Raw genomic sequence first — 17,719 nt, 5'->3', positions numbered from 1 at the left:
AGGGTGCCTTTCAGGTGCTGAGGGACGTGAGGATCTCGCGGCGCAGGGTGAGCCGCGCCGGGTCGTCGAGTGCGGATCGCTCACGCGGGCGCGGAACTTCACGTACGCAGAGAAGTCGGCCCGGGCTGCCGGGACCGCCGCCGTCGTCGGCCGGGTGTCCGGAGCCGAGGAGCGCGACCCGGTCGCCCAGGAACAGCGCCTCGTCCACGTCGTGGGTGACGAAGACGACGGTCGCTCCGGTGCCGTGCAGTACTTCGACGAGCAGGTCCTGCATGCCGGCGCGGGTCTGGGCGTCGAGGGCTCCGAAGGGTTCGTCCATGAGGACGGCGCGGGGTGCTCCGGCGAGGGCGCGGGCGAGCTGGACGCGCTGGCGCTGGCCGCCGGAGACGCGGTGCGGCAACTGCCTTTCGCGGTCGGCGAGTCCGACGCGGGCGAGCCAGGCCGAGGCCTGCGCGCGTCGCTCGGTGCGGGACGAGCCCTTGATGGCCAGCGGGAGCTCTACGTTGGCGCGCAGGGTGCGCCAGGGAAGAAGGGCGTCCTCCTGGAAGACGAGCGCCCGGTCGGCACCGGGGCCCGCCAGAGGGCGACCGTCCTGGGCGACGGTTCCGGCGAGTGCGGGCAGCAGCCCGGCGAGGGTGCGCAGGAGGGTCGACTTGCCGCAGCCGGAGGGGCCTACGACGGTGATGATCTCGCCGGGGGTGATGTCAAGGTCGACGCCTTCGAGGACGGGCGCGCCGGGGCGGCCGAGCGAGGCGCGTGCGAGGGACAGCCGGGTGCCGCGCGCGGAGACGGGCGTTCCGGTCTCAGACGAGGTGCTCATCGCGCACCCCCTCCTCGCGGACAGGCTCCGGGACGGACGAGACCGGGGCGGGGGCCTTGCGCGGGCGCGCCCCGGCGACGTACTCGGTGCGTGGCAGCCACCGGGTGAGCCACCGCCCCACGCGCTCGACGGCCGTGGAGGTGACCCAGCCCAGCACACCGATCGTGACCATGCCGACGAAGACACCGGGATAGTCGACGACGGTGTAGTCCTGCCAGGTGCGGTAGCCGACGCCGTACTGGCCGGAGATCATCTCGGCGGAGATCACACAGATCCACGAGACGCCGATGCCGACCGAGAGACCGCCGAAGATCCCGGGAAGGGCGCCGGGCAGGACGACCGAGCCGAGGATCCGCCATCGGCCGCCGCCCATGGTGCGCACCGCCTCCTCCCACACGGGGGCCAGGGCACGAACCGCGTGCCGGGTGGAGACCAGGACCGGGAAGAAGGCGGCGGCGCAGGTGATGAAGACGATGCCCTGTTCGTTGTCGGGGAAGAGGAGGATCGCCACCGGGACGAGCGCGATGGCGGGGATCGGCCTGACCACTTCCACCAGCGGGCCGAGCAGGTCCTCGGCGAGGCGCGAGCGGGCCACGAGCACGCCCGTGGCCACCCCGAGGACGGCCGCCAGCAGGAAGCCGGTGAGGATCCGGGTGAGGCTGTCGGTGAGGTCCGTCCAGTAGTCGTGGCCGCCGAGGCGGTCACCGAAGGCACGGGCCACGTCGGCGACGGTGGGGAACTGCGAGAAGCGCAGCCAGAGGTCGACGTTCAGGCTGGTCAGCAGTTGCCAGGCGGTCAGGGCCGCGGCGAGCGACGCGGCCCTGACGAGATACCGGGTCATGACGCCCGCTCCAGCGCGGAGGCGTACGAGATCGTGTGCGCGCCCTGGTGGTCGGCGAGGTATGCCCGGGCGGTCTCCGCCGTGACGAACGGGCGCAGGTCGCTGCCGTCGGCCACCCACACCGCCCGGTCGGCGAACCACAGGGTGCCGGTCGTGGCGTCGGGGACGTACGCGGCGCGGACGGCGTCGCGGTGGGAGGACACGTAGTGGAGGAGAGCGGAGGGAGAGGCGAAGGTACGGGTCGAGGAGGCGCCCTTGGGCCACACCTCGCTCGCGGCCGGTGGAGGTGACGCGGCGAGCTGATCGGCGTACGCGGTCGGGCCGAGGGCGCGCTTGACGTACTGGTCGTCGACGAAGGCGTCCACGTCGACGTCTCCTACGAGCTTCGCCGACTTCAGGACGGAGACGTCCTTCTTCAGCGCGGAGATCAGCTGGGGCTTGAGGGCCGGGTCGAAGGTGGCGATGCCGTGAGCGCCGTTGTAGAGGTAGACGACCTCGGCGGGCAGATCGGTCGCCTTCGCGACCTTCTGGGCGGCGGCCAGCGGGTGGTCGTGCAGGTAGGTCGTCGCCTCCGCCTGGGCCTTGAGGAAGGCCTCCAGCACGGCCGGGCGCTTCTTCGCGAAGTCCTCGCGGGCGGTGACGCCGTGGAAGGTCGGCAGATCGAGTGCGGCGCCGTCGTACAGGGCCTTCGCCTTGCCCTGGAAGGCGAGCAGGCCGGGCCAGGCGACGAACTGCGAGAGCGCGTCGGTGCTGCCCGCGGCGAGGGCCGAAGCGCCCACCGCGGGCTGCTGGTTGAGCTTTTGGATGCCCTTGTCCGGGTCGATTCCGGTGCGCTGCAGGGCTCGTACGAGGGTGCCGTCGGCCGCCGAACCGATGCTGGTCGACACCTTCTTGCCGCGCAGGTCGTCGAGGGTGGCGAGCTTCGAGTCCGGTGCCGTGACAATGGTGTTGAGGCCGCCTCGGAGGTTGTAGCCGGTGACGGAGACGAGGCGGGTGGGGCGGCCGAGCTGTTTGCCGCGGGCCGCGTTGATCAGCAGCGGGAAGTCGCCCATCGAGCCGATGTCGATCTTACCGGCGGTCATCTGGGCGGTGATCGGGGCGCCGGTCGCGTAGTCCTGCCAGTTCACCTCGTACGTGGTGCCGTCCCTCAGGGAGTTCAACTCCTTCTCGAAGGAGCCGAGGGAACGAAGCAGGGTTCCCGCGGTGACGGTGTTGATGGTCTTGGACTGGTAGCCGACCGTGATGGTGACCGTGGAACCGGCGCCGGTCGTGGCGCTGCCGCCGCAGGCGGTGAGAGGAAGTACGAGGGCCGCCGTGGCGAGGGCGGCGAATGCCTTGAGTTTCATGGGAGTCGGTCCTCTCACCGGAGCAGGTAGGGCATGTTGACCGTGACGGCCCCGGTGGGGCAGCGGGCCGCGCAGGGGCCGCAGTACCAGCACTCGTCGACGTGCATGTACGCCTTGCCGTTGCTCTCGTCGATGGCGAGGGAGTCCAGGGGGCACATGTCCACGCAGAGCGTGCAGCCGTCGATGCACTTCGACTCGTCGATGGTCACGGGCACGTCGGCCCGCTGGGGCGCCAAGGGCATGGCTGTCTCCAGAAAAGTCGTGCGTGGGATGAACCGGAAGGGCCCTTCGAAACGATGAAGGGGTGGAGGGGCGCGGTGGTGAGGGGGCGCGGTGAGGAAGGGGCGCGGTGAGGAAGGGGGGTGACGGTGATGTGGTGAAGAGAGGCGTCAGAGCGTGCGGCGGAGCTGGCCGCTCATCGTGATGCGGTCGCCGCGGAAGCGGATGAACTCCAGGTCCACGGGGCGGCCGTCGGCGAGGTGGGTGAGCCGCTCCAGCATGAGGACGGCCGCACCGCGGGGCGCTTGCAGGACGGCCGCCGAGTGTGCGTCGGAGTTGACCGCCTCCAGGGTGATCTCGGCGTGCCCCAGCGGCTGGCCTGCGATGGCTTCCAGGAGGCGGAAGACATCGGTGTTCTCCAGGTCGGCGCCTAGCAGGTCGGTGCCCAGGTCGAGCGGGATGTAGGTGAGGTCGAGGGAGAGGGGGAGTCCGTCGAGGCGGCGGAGTCGTTCGATGTAGAGGACGTCGGCGCCGGGGGCGATACGGAGGCGGTCGGCCACGGGGGTGGGCGCGGCCACGGGGCCGACCGTGCGGACCTCGTTGGTGACCTGGCCGTGTTCGCGCAGGGTCTCCGCGAGTCCCATCAGCCGGTCGAGTCCGTGCGGGTACTTCTGGGCGACGACGACGGTGCCGACGCCGGGAAAGCGTTCGACCAGGCCCTCCGCGCGGAGCAGGTCGAGGGCCTGGCGGACGGTGTTGCGCGAGGCGCGGTAGTCGGTGCCGAGGGCGGCTTCGTGCGGCAGGGTGCCGTCCGGGAAGCTGCCGGTCAGCACCTGGTGGCGGAGCAGGTCGGCGAGTTGCCTCGCCCGGTCCGCGCGCAGCCGACGCCGGTGGGCGGCGACGGTGGTCGCGCCGGGGCCGGCGTGCTCTCGGATGCGTTCGGTGGGCATGCGACGGACCATACCGACGGGGTGCGGGTGGTGGTGTTGCTGGAGTGTTGCGCCACCTGTCGATGGTGAGGGCCGGGGGTTGGCCTGCGGTTTTGGCCGGGAGGAGGGGAGATCTGCCACCCGTGGGGGGCCGCCGCAGGGCCTCGCCCCTGCACTCCGCCAGGGCCGCGCCCCCGGACCCCACTGGGCCGACTGACCCCACTCCTCGCCGAGCTGCCGTTCCGGGCCCCGGCCTTAGAGGTTCGGGGCCGGGGTGATGCGGCCCCTCACCTCGCCCAGCCCCACCCGCGTGCCGCCGGGGCCCGGGGCCCAGGCGGTCAGGGTGACCTCGTCGCCGTCCTCCAGGAAGGCGCGCTTGCCGTCGGGGAGGTCGAGGGTGTCGCGGCCGTTCCAGGTGAGTTCCAGGAGGGAGCCGCGCTCGTGCTCGGAGGGGCCGCTGACTGTTCCCGAGCCGTACAGGTCGCCGGTGCGCAGGGAGGCTCCGTTGACCGTCATGTGGGCCAGTTGCTGGGCGGCCGTCCAGTACATGGTGGAGAAGGGGGGTTCGGAGACGACGTGGCCGTTGACGGCGACGGAGATACGGAGGTCGTAGCCGCCGGGCTCGTCCTCGGAGTCGTCCAGGTAGGGGAGGAGGGGGTGCGTGCGGGCCGGGGGCGCGACCCGTGCGTCGTCCAGCGCGTCGAGCGGGGTGATCCAGGCCGACACCGAGGTGGCGAAGGACTTGCCGAGGAAGGGGCCGAGAGGGACGTACTCCCAGGCCTGGATGTCGCGCGCCGACCAGTCGTTGAGGAGGCAGAGTCCGAAGACGTGATCGCGGAAGGAGGAGAGAGGGACAGGCGTGCCCCTGGTCGAGGGTGCGCCGACCACGAAGCCGACCTCCGCCTCGATGTCGAGCCGGACGGAGGGGCCGAAGACGGGGGCGGTGTCGGAAGGGGCCTTGCGCTGGCCCGAGGGGCGGACCACCTCCGTGCCCGACACCACGACCGTGCCTGAGCGGCCGTGGTAACCGATCGGCAGGTGCTTCCAGTTGGGGGTGAGGGAGTCGGTGGCGTCGGGGCGGAAGATCTGGCCGACGTTCCGGGCGTGGTTCTCGGAAGCGTAGAAGTCGACGTAGTCCGCGACCTCGAAGGGGAGGTGCAGGGTCACCTCGGACAGGGGGTACAGGAGGGGCGCGATGGTCTCCCGGTGGGCCGGGACCGTCACCCAGGCGGTGAGTGCGCGGCGTACGTCGGACCAGGCCGTGCGGCCGGCGGCGAGCAGCGGGTTCAGGGTGGGCTGCGCGAGCAGTTCGGCGTACGGGGAGCCGAGTGCCCGGGCGGTCGCTCCCGCGTCGAGGACGTGGTCGCCGAGCCGGACGCCGACGCTCCGCTCGGACGCTCCGGCCCGGGAGAAGACGCCGTAGGGGAGGTTGTGCGGGCCGAAGGGATCGCCCTCGGGGACGTCGAAGGGGGGCATCGGGTGGTGCCTCGCTTTCGTGGTCGTGCGCGCTGTGTGATCCGTGTGATCTGGCTTGGCCGTGTGATCCGCGCGGTGCACGTGTGGGTGTTTCACGTGTTCCGGGTGGTCGCGGCACAGGTTACGGGGGAGTGACGTGCTGTGGCAGTGCCCAGAGAGTTGCCGTGAGTCGCCGCGAGCTGTCTTGAGTCGCAGTGGCCGTACCCGAAGAGTTGCCTCGGCAGTGCCTAAAGAGTTCGCAATGTCCGAATAGGCCTTGTCGGACGCGGTAGTTCCGGCTTAGCGTCCTTTGGGGACACGGACGGGGTGGGTCCGGTCCGTAGGGGGGACACGTGGGGGGACCCGTGGCCAGGAGCGTCAGCGGAGTACCGGTCGACGCCGACCGGAACGTTCCGGGCTTGATCGTGAAGTTTGGTGACTATCCGCTGCACCACGGCGGTGTGGGCGCCATCCGAAGTCTGGGCCGCCTCGGCATACCGATGTATGCGATCACCGAGGACCGTTACACGCCTGCCGCGGCCTCGCGCTATCTGCGCCGTGCCTTCGTCTGGCCGACGACGGGGACGGAGGAGCCGGAGCGTCTCGTCGAGGGGCTGCTGCGCATCGGGGCCCGCATCGGGCGGCCGACGGTGCTCGTCCCGACGGACGAGGAGGCGGCCGTCCTGATCGCCGAGCACCAGGAGGAGCTAGGGGAGCGGTTCCTCTTCCCTCGGGTGGACGCCAAACTGCCCCGGCGCCTCGCCAGCAAGCAGGGCCTGCACGAACTCTGTGTGGAACACGGCATCCCCAGTCCGGCGGCGGCCTTTCCGCAGTCGTACGAGGAGATTGTGGCGTTCGCCGAGAGCGCCCGGTTTCCGATCGTCGCCAAGAACCGGGAGGCGTTCGTACGCCGCAGCCAGCCGGCGGTGAACGGGACGACGAGGATCGCGACCCGGGAGGGGCTTCTGTCACTCGCCCGGGACTGGGGTGATCAGCCTGGCGTGATCCTCCAGGAGTACCTGCCCAGGGAGGAGGCGGAGGACTGGATCGTGCACGCGTACTTCGACGCGGACTCGACGCCGCTCGCGATGTTCACGGGCGTGAAGGTCCGCTCCTGGCCGCCGCACGCGGGAATGACGGCGAACGCGTACGTCGTCGACAATCCGGAACTCGCGGACCTCGCCGCGCGTTTCATCAAACAGATCGGCTTCAGCGGCGTCATCGACCTCGACCTGCGCTTCGACCGGCGCGACGGGCAGTACAAACTTCTCGACTTCAACCCCCGGATGGGCGCGCAGTTCCGGCTCTTCGAGAACGAGTCGGGGATCGACGTCGTCCGTGCCATGCATCTCGACCTGACCGGGCGCACCGTTCCCGAAGGTGAACAGCGGGCCGGTCACCGGTACATCGTGGAGAACATCGACCTGCCGGCCCTGCTCGCCTACCGGCGCAGCGGTTATACGACCCCGCACGCGCCGGCTCGCGCGAGCGGTACGGAGTTGGCCTGGCTCGCGGGTGACGACCTGCGGCCGTTCTTCACGATGCTCGCGCGCTTCGTGCGGCCGGGCGCGAGGCATCTGTATCAGCTGTGGCGGACCAACCGCCGTGGCAACAGCACCAGTACGACCACGAAGTGACGAAAGTACGTCCTGGGGAGGGACTTCGTGATTCATCCGGTAGCAGTCATCGGTGCCGGCCCGTTCGGCCTGTCCACCGCCGCCCATCTGCGGGCGCGCGGTATCCCGGTGCGCGTGTTCGGCGAGCCCATGGTGAGCTGGCGTGACCACATGCCCGAGGGGATGCTTCTCAAGTCGACTCCGGTCGCGTCCAGCCTCGACGCCCCGCAGCCCGGCCACACGATCGCCGACTACTGCGACGCGGCGGGGATCCGCCGGCTCGTCACGGACGAGGACATCATTCCGGTCGAGACGTTCATCGCGTACGGCGAGTGGTTCCAGCAGCAGCTGGTGCCCGAGCTGGAGCGGGTGCGGGTGGTGTCCGTCGACCGCCGGGGCGGCGAGGGCTTCGAACTCAAGCTGGACTCGGGGGAGTCGTTCACGGCGCGGGCGGTCGTCGTGGCCACGGGACTGTACGGACTCGCCCATCTGCCGCCCGAACTCGGCGGCGCGGCGGCGGACGGACCCACACCCACCGGCCCCGTCTCGCACAGCTCCCAGCACCACGACCTCACCCGGTTCTCCGGCAAGGAGCTGATCGTCGTCGGCGCGGGCCAGTCCGCGCTGGAGACGGCCGCGCTCGCGGCGGAGGCGGGCGCGCAGGTGCGGGTGGTGTCCCGGGGACGAGGCAGGGTCGCCTTCGGCGCGCCGCCCTGGAAGCAGCCGAAGCTGCGCCCCGAGTCGCCCTTCGGGCGCGCCTGGTCCCTGTGGGCGCTCAGCTACTACCCGCACCCCTACCGCTATCTGCCCGCCGAGACCCGGCACTATCTGGTCCGCCGAGTCCTCGGCCCGCTCGGCGCGTGGTGGCTGCGCGACCGCTTCGAGGGCAAGGTCGAGGTCAGCGAGATCTCCGGGATCGTTCGCGCCGACGTCTCCGACGGGCGTCCGGTCCTCTCCGTGCAGACCCTGGGCGGCCGGACCGAGGAGGTTTCCGCCGACCATGTCATCGCGGCGACCGGCTACCGCGTCGACATCGCCGCGATGGACTTCCTGGGACACGAGTTGCGTACGGCACTCGCGGTGAGCCGCGGCACTCCCAAGCTCGGTGCCGGGTACTGCTCCTCGGTGCCCGGGCTGTACTTCACGGGGTTGCCGGCGGCGGCTTCCTACGGGCCGGTGATGCGGTTCGTGTGCGGTACGGAGTTCGCTTCGCCGCGGCTTGCCAAGCACTTGGCGGGCGCGCACGGGTGAGGTGGCCAGGGTCCGTACGGCCGAGGGGGCGGCGGCTCGTGAGCCACGCCCCGGGCCGGGCCCAACCGGCCGCGTCAGAGCTCGTGTTGGGCTCAGGCAGCCACAGTCACCGCAGCCGCGTCATCCTCTGGAGTGACATTCCGCTCGGAGTCTTTTCGTACCGCCCGCTTCGGCGGGCGGGGCGGAAGTGCACTCTGTACGCCCGGAACGCCCCGTACGGTGAACGGCGTTGCTGACGGGATACCGGACGTCGTCCGGTTCCCGCCGGGCCGATGAGTCGTTCGATCCGTATTCTTCGGATCATGGCCGCTCCGACTGCATATTCACTTATCGCCACTGACCTGGACGGAACGCTGCTCCGCGGCGACGACACCCTCTCCGACCGGTCCCGGGCCGCGTTGGCGAGGGTGGCCGAGGCGGGCGCCCGGCACCTGGTCGTGACGGGGCGCCCGGCGCCGAGAGTTCGACCGCTGCTCGACGAACTCGGCGGCGCGGGGCTGGCGGTGTGCGGGCAGGGGGCGCAGTTGTACGACGCGGCGGCGGACCGCCTGCTGTGGTCGGTGACCCTGGACAGGGAACTCGCGGAGACCGCGCTCGGCAAGATCGAGGCGGAGGTCGGGCTGCTCTACGCCGCGGTGGACCAGGACGGCGTGGACGGGCTGACGCTCATCGAGCCGGGGTACGTGATGCCGCATCCGACGCTTCCGGCGGTACGGGTGCACCGCCGCGACGACCTGTGGACGGAGCCGATCAGCAAGGTGTTGCTCCGTCACCCGTCGCTGTCCGACGACGAGTTGGCATCGGCGGCCCGCGGTGTGGTGGGCTCGCTTGCCACCGTCACCATGTCGGGGCCCGGGACCGTCGAACTCCAGCCATGCGGCGTGACCAAGGCGACCGGTCTGGCGCTCGCCGCCGCCCACCTCGGTCTCACTCCCGCCGCCACCATCGCCTTCGGTGACATGCCCAACGACATCCCCATGTTCGACTGGGCCGCCCGGGGGGTCGCCATGGCCAACGCTCATCCGGAGCTGAAGGCGGTGGCCGACGAGGTGACGCTGTCGAACGAGGACGACGGTATCGCGGTGGTACTGGAGCGGTTGTTCCCGTGCCGGCCGGATCGGTTCCGGGAGTCCGGAGAGCCCCGTGGGCCCCGGCAGCCGTCCGAGTCTCCTCGACCCCATCAGCCCCATCAGCCCTGGCAGTCGTACCAGCCCTACCGGCCCAACCAGCCCCACCAGTCCTATCAGTAGGGCCCGTTGACGTTGTCGATCGAGCCGTACTTCGCCGCCGCGTAGTTGCAGGCCGCCGTGATGTTCGCGACCGGGTCGTAGGGGTTCATCGACGTGCCCGGCACGTGGTAGGCCTTGAACGTCGGGTCGATGACCTGGAGGAGCCCCTTGGAGGGGATGCCGGCCTTGGCGTTGGAGTCCCAGTTGTTGATGGCCAGGGGGTTCCCGGAGGACTCGCGCATGACGTTGCGGTGGATGCCGTTGTAGGTGCCGGGGATCTTGGCGCGGGCCATGATGTCCAGCGAGTGCTTGATCCATCCGTCGAGGTTGTTCGCGTACGTCTTCGCGGAGGCCTTGGCGGCGGTGGGCGCCGGGGTCGCCTTGGTGGGGGTTTTGACCCTTTTGGTGCCCACGGTCAGAGTGAGGCCCGGGCGGAGCGTCGTCGGGTTGGGGCCTATGACCGCGCGGTTGGCGACGTACAGCTTCGCCGCGCCACCGCTCGTGGGGTACTTCTGAGCGATCTTGGCCAGGGTGTCGCCCGCGACCACCTTGTACGTGATGAGCCGGACGTCGTTGGTGGTGGTGGCGGCGGCGGTGGGGGTGGCGGCCTGTGCGCAGGTCGCGCCCACGATCGGAAGGGCGAGCGTGACTCCGCCCAGTCCCGCGGCGAGGATGCCCCGAGTGAGGGTGCTGTGGGTCTTGAAGCTGTGGCGTTTGCCTCGTGCGGACATGGCGAATTCCTCTCCGGTGCCTGCGAGGTGAGCTGTCGGGTTCGGGCGGGAGCTGCCCGGCCGCACGGTGTGTGCGACTTCACCCCTAGCCGTTCCGGTGTCCGGATCGGCGGCTTACCTGGGTCCCCCGCTCCTGCCGTGCGTGTGTGGGTGGCTGGGAGATTCCGGTCGGCGGCAGGATTGGGCGGTCCGTCCGGATCGACGTGAACGTATGCGAGAGCACATGTCCGGAACAAGCCCTGATTTCCCGGTGTAGATCGCTTTCACCTGCGAAATACGGGGGAGAAAATGCCCGATTAATCCGGAACGTGACACTCAACTTGCCTTACGCAAAGGGAAAGTCGTCAAGAGGGGATAAAGAGCCCACCTCGCATGGGCGTGACCCAACTCACGCGACCAAGCAGAAATAAAGCGGCACTGGCGGCAAATCGGACATCAGGCTTCGAGTGTCCGGGCCGGTGAGGCCGCGGGCGGAGCCGGGCGCACCTCCCACACGGACAGGTCCGTGTCGGGGTCGTCGCCGGGGAGCCGGCCGGCGTTGGGCTTGAAGTAGAGGCCGTAGGCCCGGTATTCGGGGAGTTCGTGGCACATCAGGTCCGGGTAGGGGCCGAACTCCTGCCCCGCGTAAGCCCTGTTGATCCTCGCCACCGCCTCGGCCCGAGGGATCCCGAAGCGCGTGACCATCTCATCGGCCATCTCGCGGAAGTACGCGAGCATCCCCTCGTCCAGGGCCATCAGGAACTCACCGGTCCGCGCCATGCTCCTCAGGGTTGCCCATGCCGCCGCCGGGACTCGAGTCCGCCGTCCGGGGGATTCTCCTCTCCCACGTCCGATGGAAGACCACCTCGTTGCCGTCCTTGCAGATCAGCTCGTTCGAGGTGATGAACTCCCGGGCGTCGCAGCTGAGTTCGGAGCGTGTCTCGACCCGGGCGTCCCAGGGCAGCTCCGGGCGGTGCAGACGGATCGACCTCGTCGAGCGGGTGCGGGCGGAGAGCGGGTCCGACTCGTCGATGGTGTACGTGTCCAGGGCGTCCTCCGTGCATTCGAGGCCGTCCGGGTGGACACGGGTGCCGTCCTGGCGAGGGACGACCTCCACACGCCACTCGCCCCTCGCCACATCACGGGCGACCAGGCGTTCGGGGCGGGGTTCGTCAAGGGTGGCCGGGGACGTCACTCCCAGGGGTTCGGACTGCTCCGGCTCCTCGAAGGTGATCCCCGGGTCCGACTCCCGCGCTCGCACCGGAAGTTCGAGGGAACTGGCCGCCGGGTCCAGGATGAACCCCACCGCCGAGCCCGGCTGGGGCCAGATCCACGGCCAGTAGGCGGAGGAGAGGGAGAGCCGGATGCGGTGGCCGGGCGGGAATGCGTAGCCGATGGCGGTCAGGTCGAAAACCACGTCCTCCGTAGAGCCGGGTTTCCAGGAGACCGCCTGGTCGGAGCCGTAGCGCGCTGACAGGTTCAGAGCACCCCGGGTCACCAGCGTCGAGGAACCGTCGGCAGCGACGTCGCACACCCGGGCGATCACCTGGCCCCGGGGGGAGCGGGACGTCAGACGGAGGCGGACCCTCGGGCGCCCCAGGACCCAGGTCTCCCCCGGGACCTCGAACTCGAAGCAGGCCGATCTCGCGTCCTCCTCCCGCTGGTTCGGCGGCAGGTCCGCGTCGTTCCCGACGGGATGGAAACTGCCCGCGTCCACGCCCGTGTGCTGAGGGGAGCGCACCAGCACCGGTGCGCCCCGCAGCGCGTACGCGATCGGGGTCACGGAAGGTGAGGGCCAGGCGGTGTCGCCCACCCAGCGGCCGGGGAGGGACGGGTACGTCGTCGCCGGGGGGTGCGCGGCCATGACGTAGGAGCGCAGGAGGGGCTGCGCCATCACGTCACGGTTGTTCACGCCGGGGTTCGGGTGGGCGGTCGTGCCGGGGTTCGGGTGGGCGGTTGCGTCGGGGTCCGGTTCGGGGGTCGTGCCGGGGTTCGGGTGGGCGGTTGCGCCGGGGCCCCGATCGGCGGTCCCGTCGGGGCCGGGATTGTTGATCGCACCGAGGTCGGGATTGCCGATCACATAGAGGTCGGGATGACCGATCACGTCGGGCTCGGGCTCTGGGACGCTGGTATCGGTCGGCCTGAGCCAGTGGTCCCACCACCTCAGCGTCTCCTGGAGGAAGCCGATCGCCGGGCCCGGCGGCAGGCCCCGGTCCGGGTACTGGTGGCACCAAGGGCCGATCAGGCCGCGCACGCGGTCGGCGGGAAGGCTCTCGACCAGCCGCAGCACCGTGTCGCGGTACGGGTCGTGCCAGCCGCCCACCGCGAGCACGGCGGCCCGGATCCCTCCGTATCCCCCGTCCTCGCGCACACCGGCGTGGCGCCAGTACGCGTCCCGGGTCGGGTGGGACAGCCACGTATGGATGAACGGCTCCACCGTCTCCAGGCGCTTCACCCACATGTCGCGCCACATCACCCGGCCCACGTGTGCCGGATCCGGCGGACGGGCGACGTTGGCGAGCGCCGTGGCCGCCCGGGCGTGCGTCTCGAGGGCGAGGACGGAACCTCCCATGCGGTGCCCGTCGTTGTCATAGGGATCGTCGGTCGAGCAGACCGTGACGATCGCCTTGAGCGGTTCGGGCGCGAGGGCCGCGATCCGGAGGGAGGTGAAGCCGCCCCGGGAGACGCCGAACATGCCCACCGCGCCGCTGCACCAGGGCTGGTCCGCCAGCCAGTGGATCACTTCCACCCCGTCGGCCCGCTCGCCCTCCCCGTACGGGTCCGCCGGCACGCCCTCCGAATTGCCGTAACCGCGCGCATCCACCCGGACGGAGGCGTAGCCGTGGCCCGCGTACCAGGGGTGGCGCTGCCAGTCGCGTGGCGCGGTCCGGTCGGTGAGCCGGTCCGGGAGATATTCGAGGAGCGCGGGGACGGGCGCGTCGGTCAGCGGGCGCCACACGCGCGCGTGCAAGCGGGTGCCGTCCGGGAGAGGGATCCACAGATCCTCGTGAGTCGTCTCGTGCGAGAAGGACGTACGGATGTGCATGCTCATCACGGTGTCCTCGGTGTCCTCGGTGTCCTCGGTGTCCTCGGTGTCCTCTGCGTCCTCAGCGCCCTGCGGTCGTCCTCGGTGCCCCGGTCGTCTTCGGCGGTCGGCTCTCAACCTGTCCGATCAGCCAATACGTCCGATATCCGGCCGAATCGACCGATCAAGAACATACCGTCCGTGATCCCGTACCGCCCGGGTGTGGGACTGTCTGCCGCTCGGGGGACATCGGGTAGCGGGGGAGAGGGAAGTCGGGAGGAAGTCGGCAGTGGGGACGGTGGGCGCTCGTGGTGATCGAAACGTGACCGGATACGCTGACTTGAGTGATGGCAGCGACACATCGACAAACCGTGTCATCGACCGAATGATCGACCGAGTTCGCCATGTGATCGTCAGCAGACAGGAGAACCTCTCGTGACCGTCGTCGGGCCGTTCGGGCTGAGCGTGCGGGACCAGGCTCTCGAAGCCGATGTCCAGGCCGGATTGACGGCTGTGGAGGAGGGCTTGCTCGAAGTCACCAAGAGTGAGGTCCCCTTCATCACAGAGGCCGCGCAGCATCTGCTGCGCGCCGGCGGGAAGCGGTTCCGTCCGCTGCTCGTGATGCTCGCCGCGCAGTTCGGTGACCCCTACGCGCCGGGTGTCGTGCCCTCGGCCGTGGTCGTCGAACTGACCCATCTCGCCACCCTGTACCACGACGACGTGATGGACGAGGCCGACGCGCGGCGCGGCGTGCCCAGCGCGAACACCCGCTGGGGCAACTCGGTCGCCGTGCTCACCGGCGACTTCCTCTTCGCGCGCGCGTCCCACACCCTGGCCGACCTCGGGCCCGAGGCCGTGCGCATCCAGGCCGAGGCGTTCGAGCGGCTCGTCACCGGACAGATCCTGGAGACGGCGGGGCCCCGCGACGGGCGCGACCCGGTCGACCACTACCTCGACGTGCTCGGCGGCAAGACCGGCTCGCTGGTCGCCGTGGCGTGCCGGTTCGGCGCGATGATGTCGGGCGCCGACGAGACGGTCGTGGACGTGCTGACGCAGTACGGGGAGCGGCTGGGCGTCGCCTTCCAGCTCGCGGACGACGTGCTGGACATCGCCTCCGACTCGCACGAGTCCGGGAAGACGCCGGGTACGGACCTGCGCGAGGGCATCGCCACGCTGCCGGTGCTGCGGCTGCGTGAGCGGGCGGAGCGGCTCGGTCTCGCCGAGGACATCGCGCTGTGCGAGCTGCTCGACTCCGACCTCACGGACGACGACCGACACGCGGAGGCGCTGGCCCTGCTGCGGGCGCATCCCGCGCTGGAGCAGGCCCGCCGTGACACCGTGCGGTACGCGGAGGAGGCCCGGGCCGCGCTCGTTCCGCTCCCCGAGTGCGATGCGAAGGCCGCGCTCGTGGAGCTGGTGGACGCGGTGGTGCACCGGGCCGGATAGGCGCCCGGAGCGCGCCACTGGCGTACGCCCTCCCCGGCGTCGACGCGCACGCTCTCGGATGTGACGCACGTCACACTATTGGATTGAGTCCAGGGTAGGAATCGGTCCGTATTCCCGTGCAGAAGCTGACGCAGGGGGCGTCAGCTGCATTACGGGGAGAAAAAAGAATCATGGAATCGAACGCCACGTTCAATGCCATGTCGGACATGCGTCGCAAGGGCCTGGTCCTGGCCGGTGTCGCGGTGGCAGCCGCGGCCGGTGTGGCCGCCGCCGTCATCCCGGCGGTCGCCGCCGGCGGCAGCCACCACAGTGACCACGGCGGCATGAGCCAATCGGCGCACGGCGACCAGACCATCGTCGCGCAGAGCGGAGTCGTCGGCGGCAGCGGCGGCACCATCCTCGCCACCAGCCTCCGTGGCGCCAACGAGGTGCCCGTCCAGGGTGGCCCCGCCGTCGGCGACAAGGACGGCGCGGCACTGGAGTTCATCAAGGTCAAGGGGGACAAGGTGTCCGTCGCCGTGACCTGGCGCGGCACCGGCAGGCCGACCATGCTCCACATCCACCAGGGCGCCAAGGGCACCAACGGCGGCGTCAAGATCGACTTCACCAAGCTGCTCGGCAAGATCAAGGGCCACCACGTGGTCGGCACCGTGAAGGTGAAGGACGCCGCGCTGCTGGAGCGGTTGAAGAACGACCCGGGCGCGTTCTACGCCAATCTGCACACGGCCGAGTTCCCGGGCGGAGCCGTCCGCGGCCAGCTCCACAAGGTCACCGGCTCCTTCGACTTCCGTGACGCCCTCGACAACTTCCAGGCGTCCGTGGTCAAGGGCAAGCAGATCTACGAGTGCAAGCCCGCCGAGGGTGGTGGCTACGCCTTCGCGCAGCGTGACGTCGCGGCGCTGCTCGGTGGCGACATCGTGCACACGTTCGTGAAGCCCAACTCCGGTACGCCGCAGTGGGTCGCGCCCGACCGCAGCGCGGTCACCGGAGCGGTGATCTCCAAGACTCCGAACGGGGACAAGAACATCGCCGAGCTGGACCTCAAGGCCACCCAGTCCGGCAAGCACCGCGGTCTGCTGGCCGACACGCAGGAGATCCTGCGGCTCAACACCGTGGGCGGCGTCGCCCCGGCCGGCTCCTGCTCGCCGGGCACGATCGTGGGCGTGCCCTACCGGGCGGACTACGTGTTCGTGCAGCGCTGACGGACACGGGCTTCGTGCGGTGCCGACGGACACGGGCTTCGTGCAGCGCTGACGGGTACGGGCTTCGTGCGGTGCTGACGGGTACCGAGGCGCAGTGAGGCTCATGCGGTGGTTTCCCCAACCCCTACGGGTCGGGGGAGCCACCGCCTCCTCACGTCATACCGCAGGACTACGTGGAGTTGAGTCCGGGGTCTGACGCTTCTCGTCGGCCGATTTGGTCAGATTGAGAACACCACTCCTCACCGGTTCGGGTGAGAATGGCGGCTATAGGGGTGGAGAAGTGAGGACGGTAGGCCGCCGCCGACGACGGAGGTAAGGCACACATGGCACCGTACGAATCCGACAGGACCGCCGGGGCGGAAGGGCTGCCCGACGAGGCCGACGACGTCCGCGCCGGTCGGCGCAAGGCGGCTCGTTACGTCGTTCCGGTCGCAGTGGTGGGGGTGGCGGCCGCGACCATCGGGCTCGTCCCGGCGCTCGCCGACTCCGGCGACCCCAGCCTGCCGAAGATCACCGCAGAGCAGCTCATCGAGAAGATCGCCAAATCGGACGTCCAGCAGCTGTCCGGCACGGTCAAGGTCAGCACCGATCTCGGACTGCCCAGCCTGGGCGGCCTGGAGAGCGGCATGCTGTCCGGCGCCACCAAGGGATCCGGCGGCTCCTCCGCCGACCCGCAGTCCAAGCTCATGGAGCTGGCCTCCGGCACGCACACGGTGCGCGTCGCGGCCGACGGCCCGGACAAGGCCAAGGTCTCCGTCCTGGAGAACGCCGCCGAGTACAGCGTCATCCACAACGGCAGCGACGTATGGGCGTACGACAGCAAGTCGAACGAGGTGTACCACTCGACGGCCCCCGCAGCCGAGAAGGGCCGGGAGAAGGCGCCGAAGGACGTCCCGACGACGCCCAAGGAGCTCGCCGACGAGGCCCTGAAGTCGGTCGACGACACGACCTCCGTGACGGTCGACGGCACGGCGCAGGTCGCGGGCCGTGACGCCTACAAGCTGCTCATCAAGCCGAAGCAGTCCGGCTCCACGGTCGGAGCGATCACCGTCGCGGTGGACGCGAAGACCGGGGTGCCGCTGAAGTTCACGCTGGTCCCGAAGAGCGGCGGCGCGGCCGTAGTGGACGCCGGTTTCACCCAGGTCGCCTTCGCCAAGCCGGCCGCCTCGACCTTCGACTTCACCCCGCCGAAGGGTGCGAAGGTCACCGAGGGCAAGGACACCAAGGACACCAAGGACACCAAGGCCCCGGAGTCCGCTCCGACCCGCGGTGACCTCGGCAAGGGGCTCGACGGTCTGAAGACCATCGGCAAGGGCTGGAGCACCATCGCGGAGTTCGACACGGGCGGCCAGGGCATGCCCTCCGGCTCGTCGTCCGAGGGCGGCAACCTCTCCGGGTTCCTGAACTCCCTCGGTGATCACGTCAAGGGCAAGTTCGGCTCGGGCACGGTCTTCTCGACCCGCCTGGTCAACGCACTGATCACGGACGACGGCAAGGTGTACGCCGGTGCGGTCACCAAGGACGCGCTGGTGAAGGCGGCCAACGCGGCCCACTGAGCACCGTACGGACGGAACCGACGGACGGAACCGACGGACGGAACCGACCAGGGTACGGACGAAGCCGAAACGAG

14 protein-coding genes, 1 pseudogene and 1 riboswitch are annotated in these 17,719 nt (G+C 70.1%); of the genes and pseudogenes, 6 read left to right on the top strand and 9 right to left on the bottom strand.

Annotated elements, in window-relative coordinates:
* Positions 1-10 precede the first annotated feature (10 nt).
* The 6 genes from ACFVWD_RS01415 to fahA form a co-directional block, all read right to left on the bottom strand.
* Entirely contained in the window at positions 11-820 is an 810-nt protein-coding gene (locus ACFVWD_RS01415) for an ABC transporter ATP-binding protein (protein WP_389593211.1), read from the bottom strand.
* Positions 804-1,661, bottom strand: a complete 858-nt coding sequence (locus ACFVWD_RS01410; RefSeq protein ID WP_389593209.1) for an ABC transporter permease — start codon at positions 1,659-1,661, stop codon at positions 804-806. Before ACFVWD_RS01410 ends, ACFVWD_RS01415 begins: the two co-directional genes overlap by 17 nt.
* Positions 1,658-3,007 carry an ABC transporter substrate-binding protein gene (locus ACFVWD_RS01405; protein WP_389593207.1) on the bottom strand — a complete coding sequence of 450 codons (1,350 nt, stop codon included), beginning with the start codon at positions 3,005-3,007 and terminating at the stop codon, positions 1,658-1,660. The genes ACFVWD_RS01410 and ACFVWD_RS01405 overlap by 4 nt, the downstream gene beginning before the upstream one ends.
* Before the next feature lie 14 nt (positions 3,008-3,021).
* The gene (locus ACFVWD_RS01400; RefSeq protein WP_010986276.1) at positions 3,022-3,249 is read right to left on the bottom strand and encodes a ferredoxin family protein; all 228 of its coding nucleotides are present in this window, start codon (positions 3,247-3,249) and stop codon (positions 3,022-3,024) included.
* A 147-nt stretch (positions 3,250-3,396) separates the two neighbouring features.
* The gene (locus ACFVWD_RS01395) at positions 3,397-4,176 is read right to left on the bottom strand and encodes a GntR family transcriptional regulator (protein ID WP_389593205.1); all 780 of its coding nucleotides are present in this window, start codon (positions 4,174-4,176) and stop codon (positions 3,397-3,399) included.
* A 234-nt stretch (positions 4,177-4,410) separates the two neighbouring features.
* Entirely contained in the window at positions 4,411-5,631 is a 1,221-nt protein-coding gene (gene fahA / locus ACFVWD_RS01390; RefSeq protein WP_389593203.1) for a fumarylacetoacetase, read from the bottom strand.
* A 332-nt stretch (positions 5,632-5,963) separates the two neighbouring features.
* On the opposite strand from fahA, the gene ACFVWD_RS01385 reads away from it, so the two are divergent.
* From ACFVWD_RS01385 to ACFVWD_RS01375, 3 genes and pseudogenes are all read left to right on the top strand, one after another.
* Positions 5,964-7,247: an ATP-grasp domain-containing protein gene (locus tag ACFVWD_RS01385; protein WP_389593202.1), complete on the top strand. Its 1,284-nt coding sequence runs from the start codon at positions 5,964-5,966 to the stop codon at positions 7,245-7,247.
* A gap of 27 nt (positions 7,248-7,274) precedes the next feature.
* Positions 7,275-8,477 (top strand): NAD(P)-binding domain-containing protein, encoded by a 1,203-nt coding sequence (locus ACFVWD_RS01380; RefSeq protein ID WP_389593200.1) that lies wholly within the window; start codon positions 7,275-7,277, stop codon positions 8,475-8,477.
* Positions 8,478-8,779: 302 nt separating this feature from the next.
* Positions 8,780-9,583 (top strand): annotated as a pseudogene (locus tag ACFVWD_RS01375) (HAD family hydrolase); the annotation flags it as partial.
* A 137-nt stretch (positions 9,584-9,720) separates the two neighbouring features.
* On the opposite strand, the gene ACFVWD_RS01370 reads toward ACFVWD_RS01375, so the two are convergent.
* From ACFVWD_RS01370 to ACFVWD_RS01360, 3 genes are all read right to left on the bottom strand, one after another.
* Positions 9,721-10,437, bottom strand: coding sequence for a transglycosylase SLT domain-containing protein (locus tag ACFVWD_RS01370; RefSeq protein WP_389593199.1), 717 nt, complete (start codon positions 10,435-10,437; stop codon positions 9,721-9,723).
* 4 nt (positions 10,438-10,441) lie between these two features.
* A riboswitch (cyclic di-AMP (ydaO/yuaA leader) is annotated at positions 10,442-10,602 on the bottom strand.
* 270 nt (positions 10,603-10,872) lie between these two features.
* Complete coding sequence (locus tag ACFVWD_RS01365; protein WP_389593197.1) at positions 10,873-11,196, bottom strand: hypothetical protein; 324 nt, start codon at positions 11,194-11,196, stop codon at positions 10,873-10,875.
* Positions 11,180-13,462, bottom strand: coding sequence for a CocE/NonD family hydrolase (locus ACFVWD_RS01360; protein WP_389593248.1), 2,283 nt, complete (start codon positions 13,460-13,462; stop codon positions 11,180-11,182). Before ACFVWD_RS01360 ends, ACFVWD_RS01365 begins: the two co-directional genes overlap by 17 nt.
* Before the next feature lie 414 nt (positions 13,463-13,876).
* Here ACFVWD_RS01360 and ACFVWD_RS01355 point away from each other — a divergent pair, with 414 nt between their 5' ends.
* The 3 genes from ACFVWD_RS01355 to ACFVWD_RS01345 all read left to right on the top strand — a co-directional run bounded on the left by ACFVWD_RS01355 (position 13,877) and on the right by ACFVWD_RS01345 (position 17,645).
* Entirely contained in the window at positions 13,877-14,887 is a 1,011-nt protein-coding gene (locus ACFVWD_RS01355) for a polyprenyl synthetase family protein (RefSeq protein WP_389593195.1), read from the top strand.
* Between the two features lie 170 nt (positions 14,888-15,057).
* Complete coding sequence (locus tag ACFVWD_RS01350) at positions 15,058-16,089, top strand: CHRD domain-containing protein (protein WP_389593193.1); 1,032 nt, start codon at positions 15,058-15,060, stop codon at positions 16,087-16,089.
* A 323-nt stretch (positions 16,090-16,412) separates the two neighbouring features.
* The gene (locus ACFVWD_RS01345; RefSeq protein ID WP_389593192.1) at positions 16,413-17,645 is read left to right on the top strand and encodes an outer membrane lipoprotein carrier protein LolA; all 1,233 of its coding nucleotides are present in this window, start codon (positions 16,413-16,415) and stop codon (positions 17,643-17,645) included.
* Positions 17,646-17,719: the final 74 nt, after the last annotated feature.

The sequence above is a fragment of the Streptomyces sp. NPDC058086 genome (assembly GCF_042885015.1).
Taxonomy (GTDB): Bacteria; Actinomycetota; Actinomycetes; order Streptomycetales; family Streptomycetaceae; genus Streptomyces.
The sequence above is the reverse complement of the archived record's forward strand: the minus strand, read 5'-3'. Positions and strand labels throughout refer to the sequence as shown.

Excerpts from the sequence above, each read along its gene's own strand:
- ACFVWD_RS01400 (WP_010986276.1), bottom strand. The coding sequence starts at position 3,249 with ATGCCCTTGGCGCCCCAGCGGGCCGACGTGCCCGTGACCATCGACGAG.
- ACFVWD_RS01365 (WP_389593197.1), bottom strand. The coding sequence starts at position 11,196 with ATGGCGCGGACCGGTGAGTTCCTGATGGCCCTGGACGAGGGGATGCTC.
- ACFVWD_RS01395 (WP_389593205.1), bottom strand. The coding sequence starts at position 4,176 with ATGCCCACCGAACGCATCCGAGAGCACGCCGGCCCCGGCGCGACCACC.
- ACFVWD_RS01410 (WP_389593209.1), bottom strand. The coding sequence starts at position 1,661 with ATGACCCGGTATCTCGTCAGGGCCGCGTCGCTCGCCGCGGCCCTGACC.
- ACFVWD_RS01360 (WP_389593248.1), bottom strand. The coding sequence starts at position 13,462 with ATGCACATCCGTACGTCCTTCTCGCACGAGACGACTCACGAGGATCTG.
- ACFVWD_RS01405 (WP_389593207.1), bottom strand. The coding sequence starts at position 3,007 with ATGAAACTCAAGGCATTCGCCGCCCTCGCCACGGCGGCCCTCGTACTT.
- fahA (WP_389593203.1), bottom strand. The coding sequence starts at position 5,631 with ATGCCCCCCTTCGACGTCCCCGAGGGCGATCCCTTCGGCCCGCACAAC.
- ACFVWD_RS01350 (WP_389593193.1), top strand. The coding sequence starts at position 15,058 with ATGGAATCGAACGCCACGTTCAATGCCATGTCGGACATGCGTCGCAAG.
- ACFVWD_RS01345 (WP_389593192.1), top strand. The coding sequence starts at position 16,413 with ATGGCACCGTACGAATCCGACAGGACCGCCGGGGCGGAAGGGCTGCCC.
- ACFVWD_RS01415 (WP_389593211.1), bottom strand. The coding sequence starts at position 820 with ATGAGCACCTCGTCTGAGACCGGAACGCCCGTCTCCGCGCGCGGCACC.
- ACFVWD_RS01370 (WP_389593199.1), bottom strand. The coding sequence starts at position 10,437 with ATGTCCGCACGAGGCAAACGCCACAGCTTCAAGACCCACAGCACCCTC.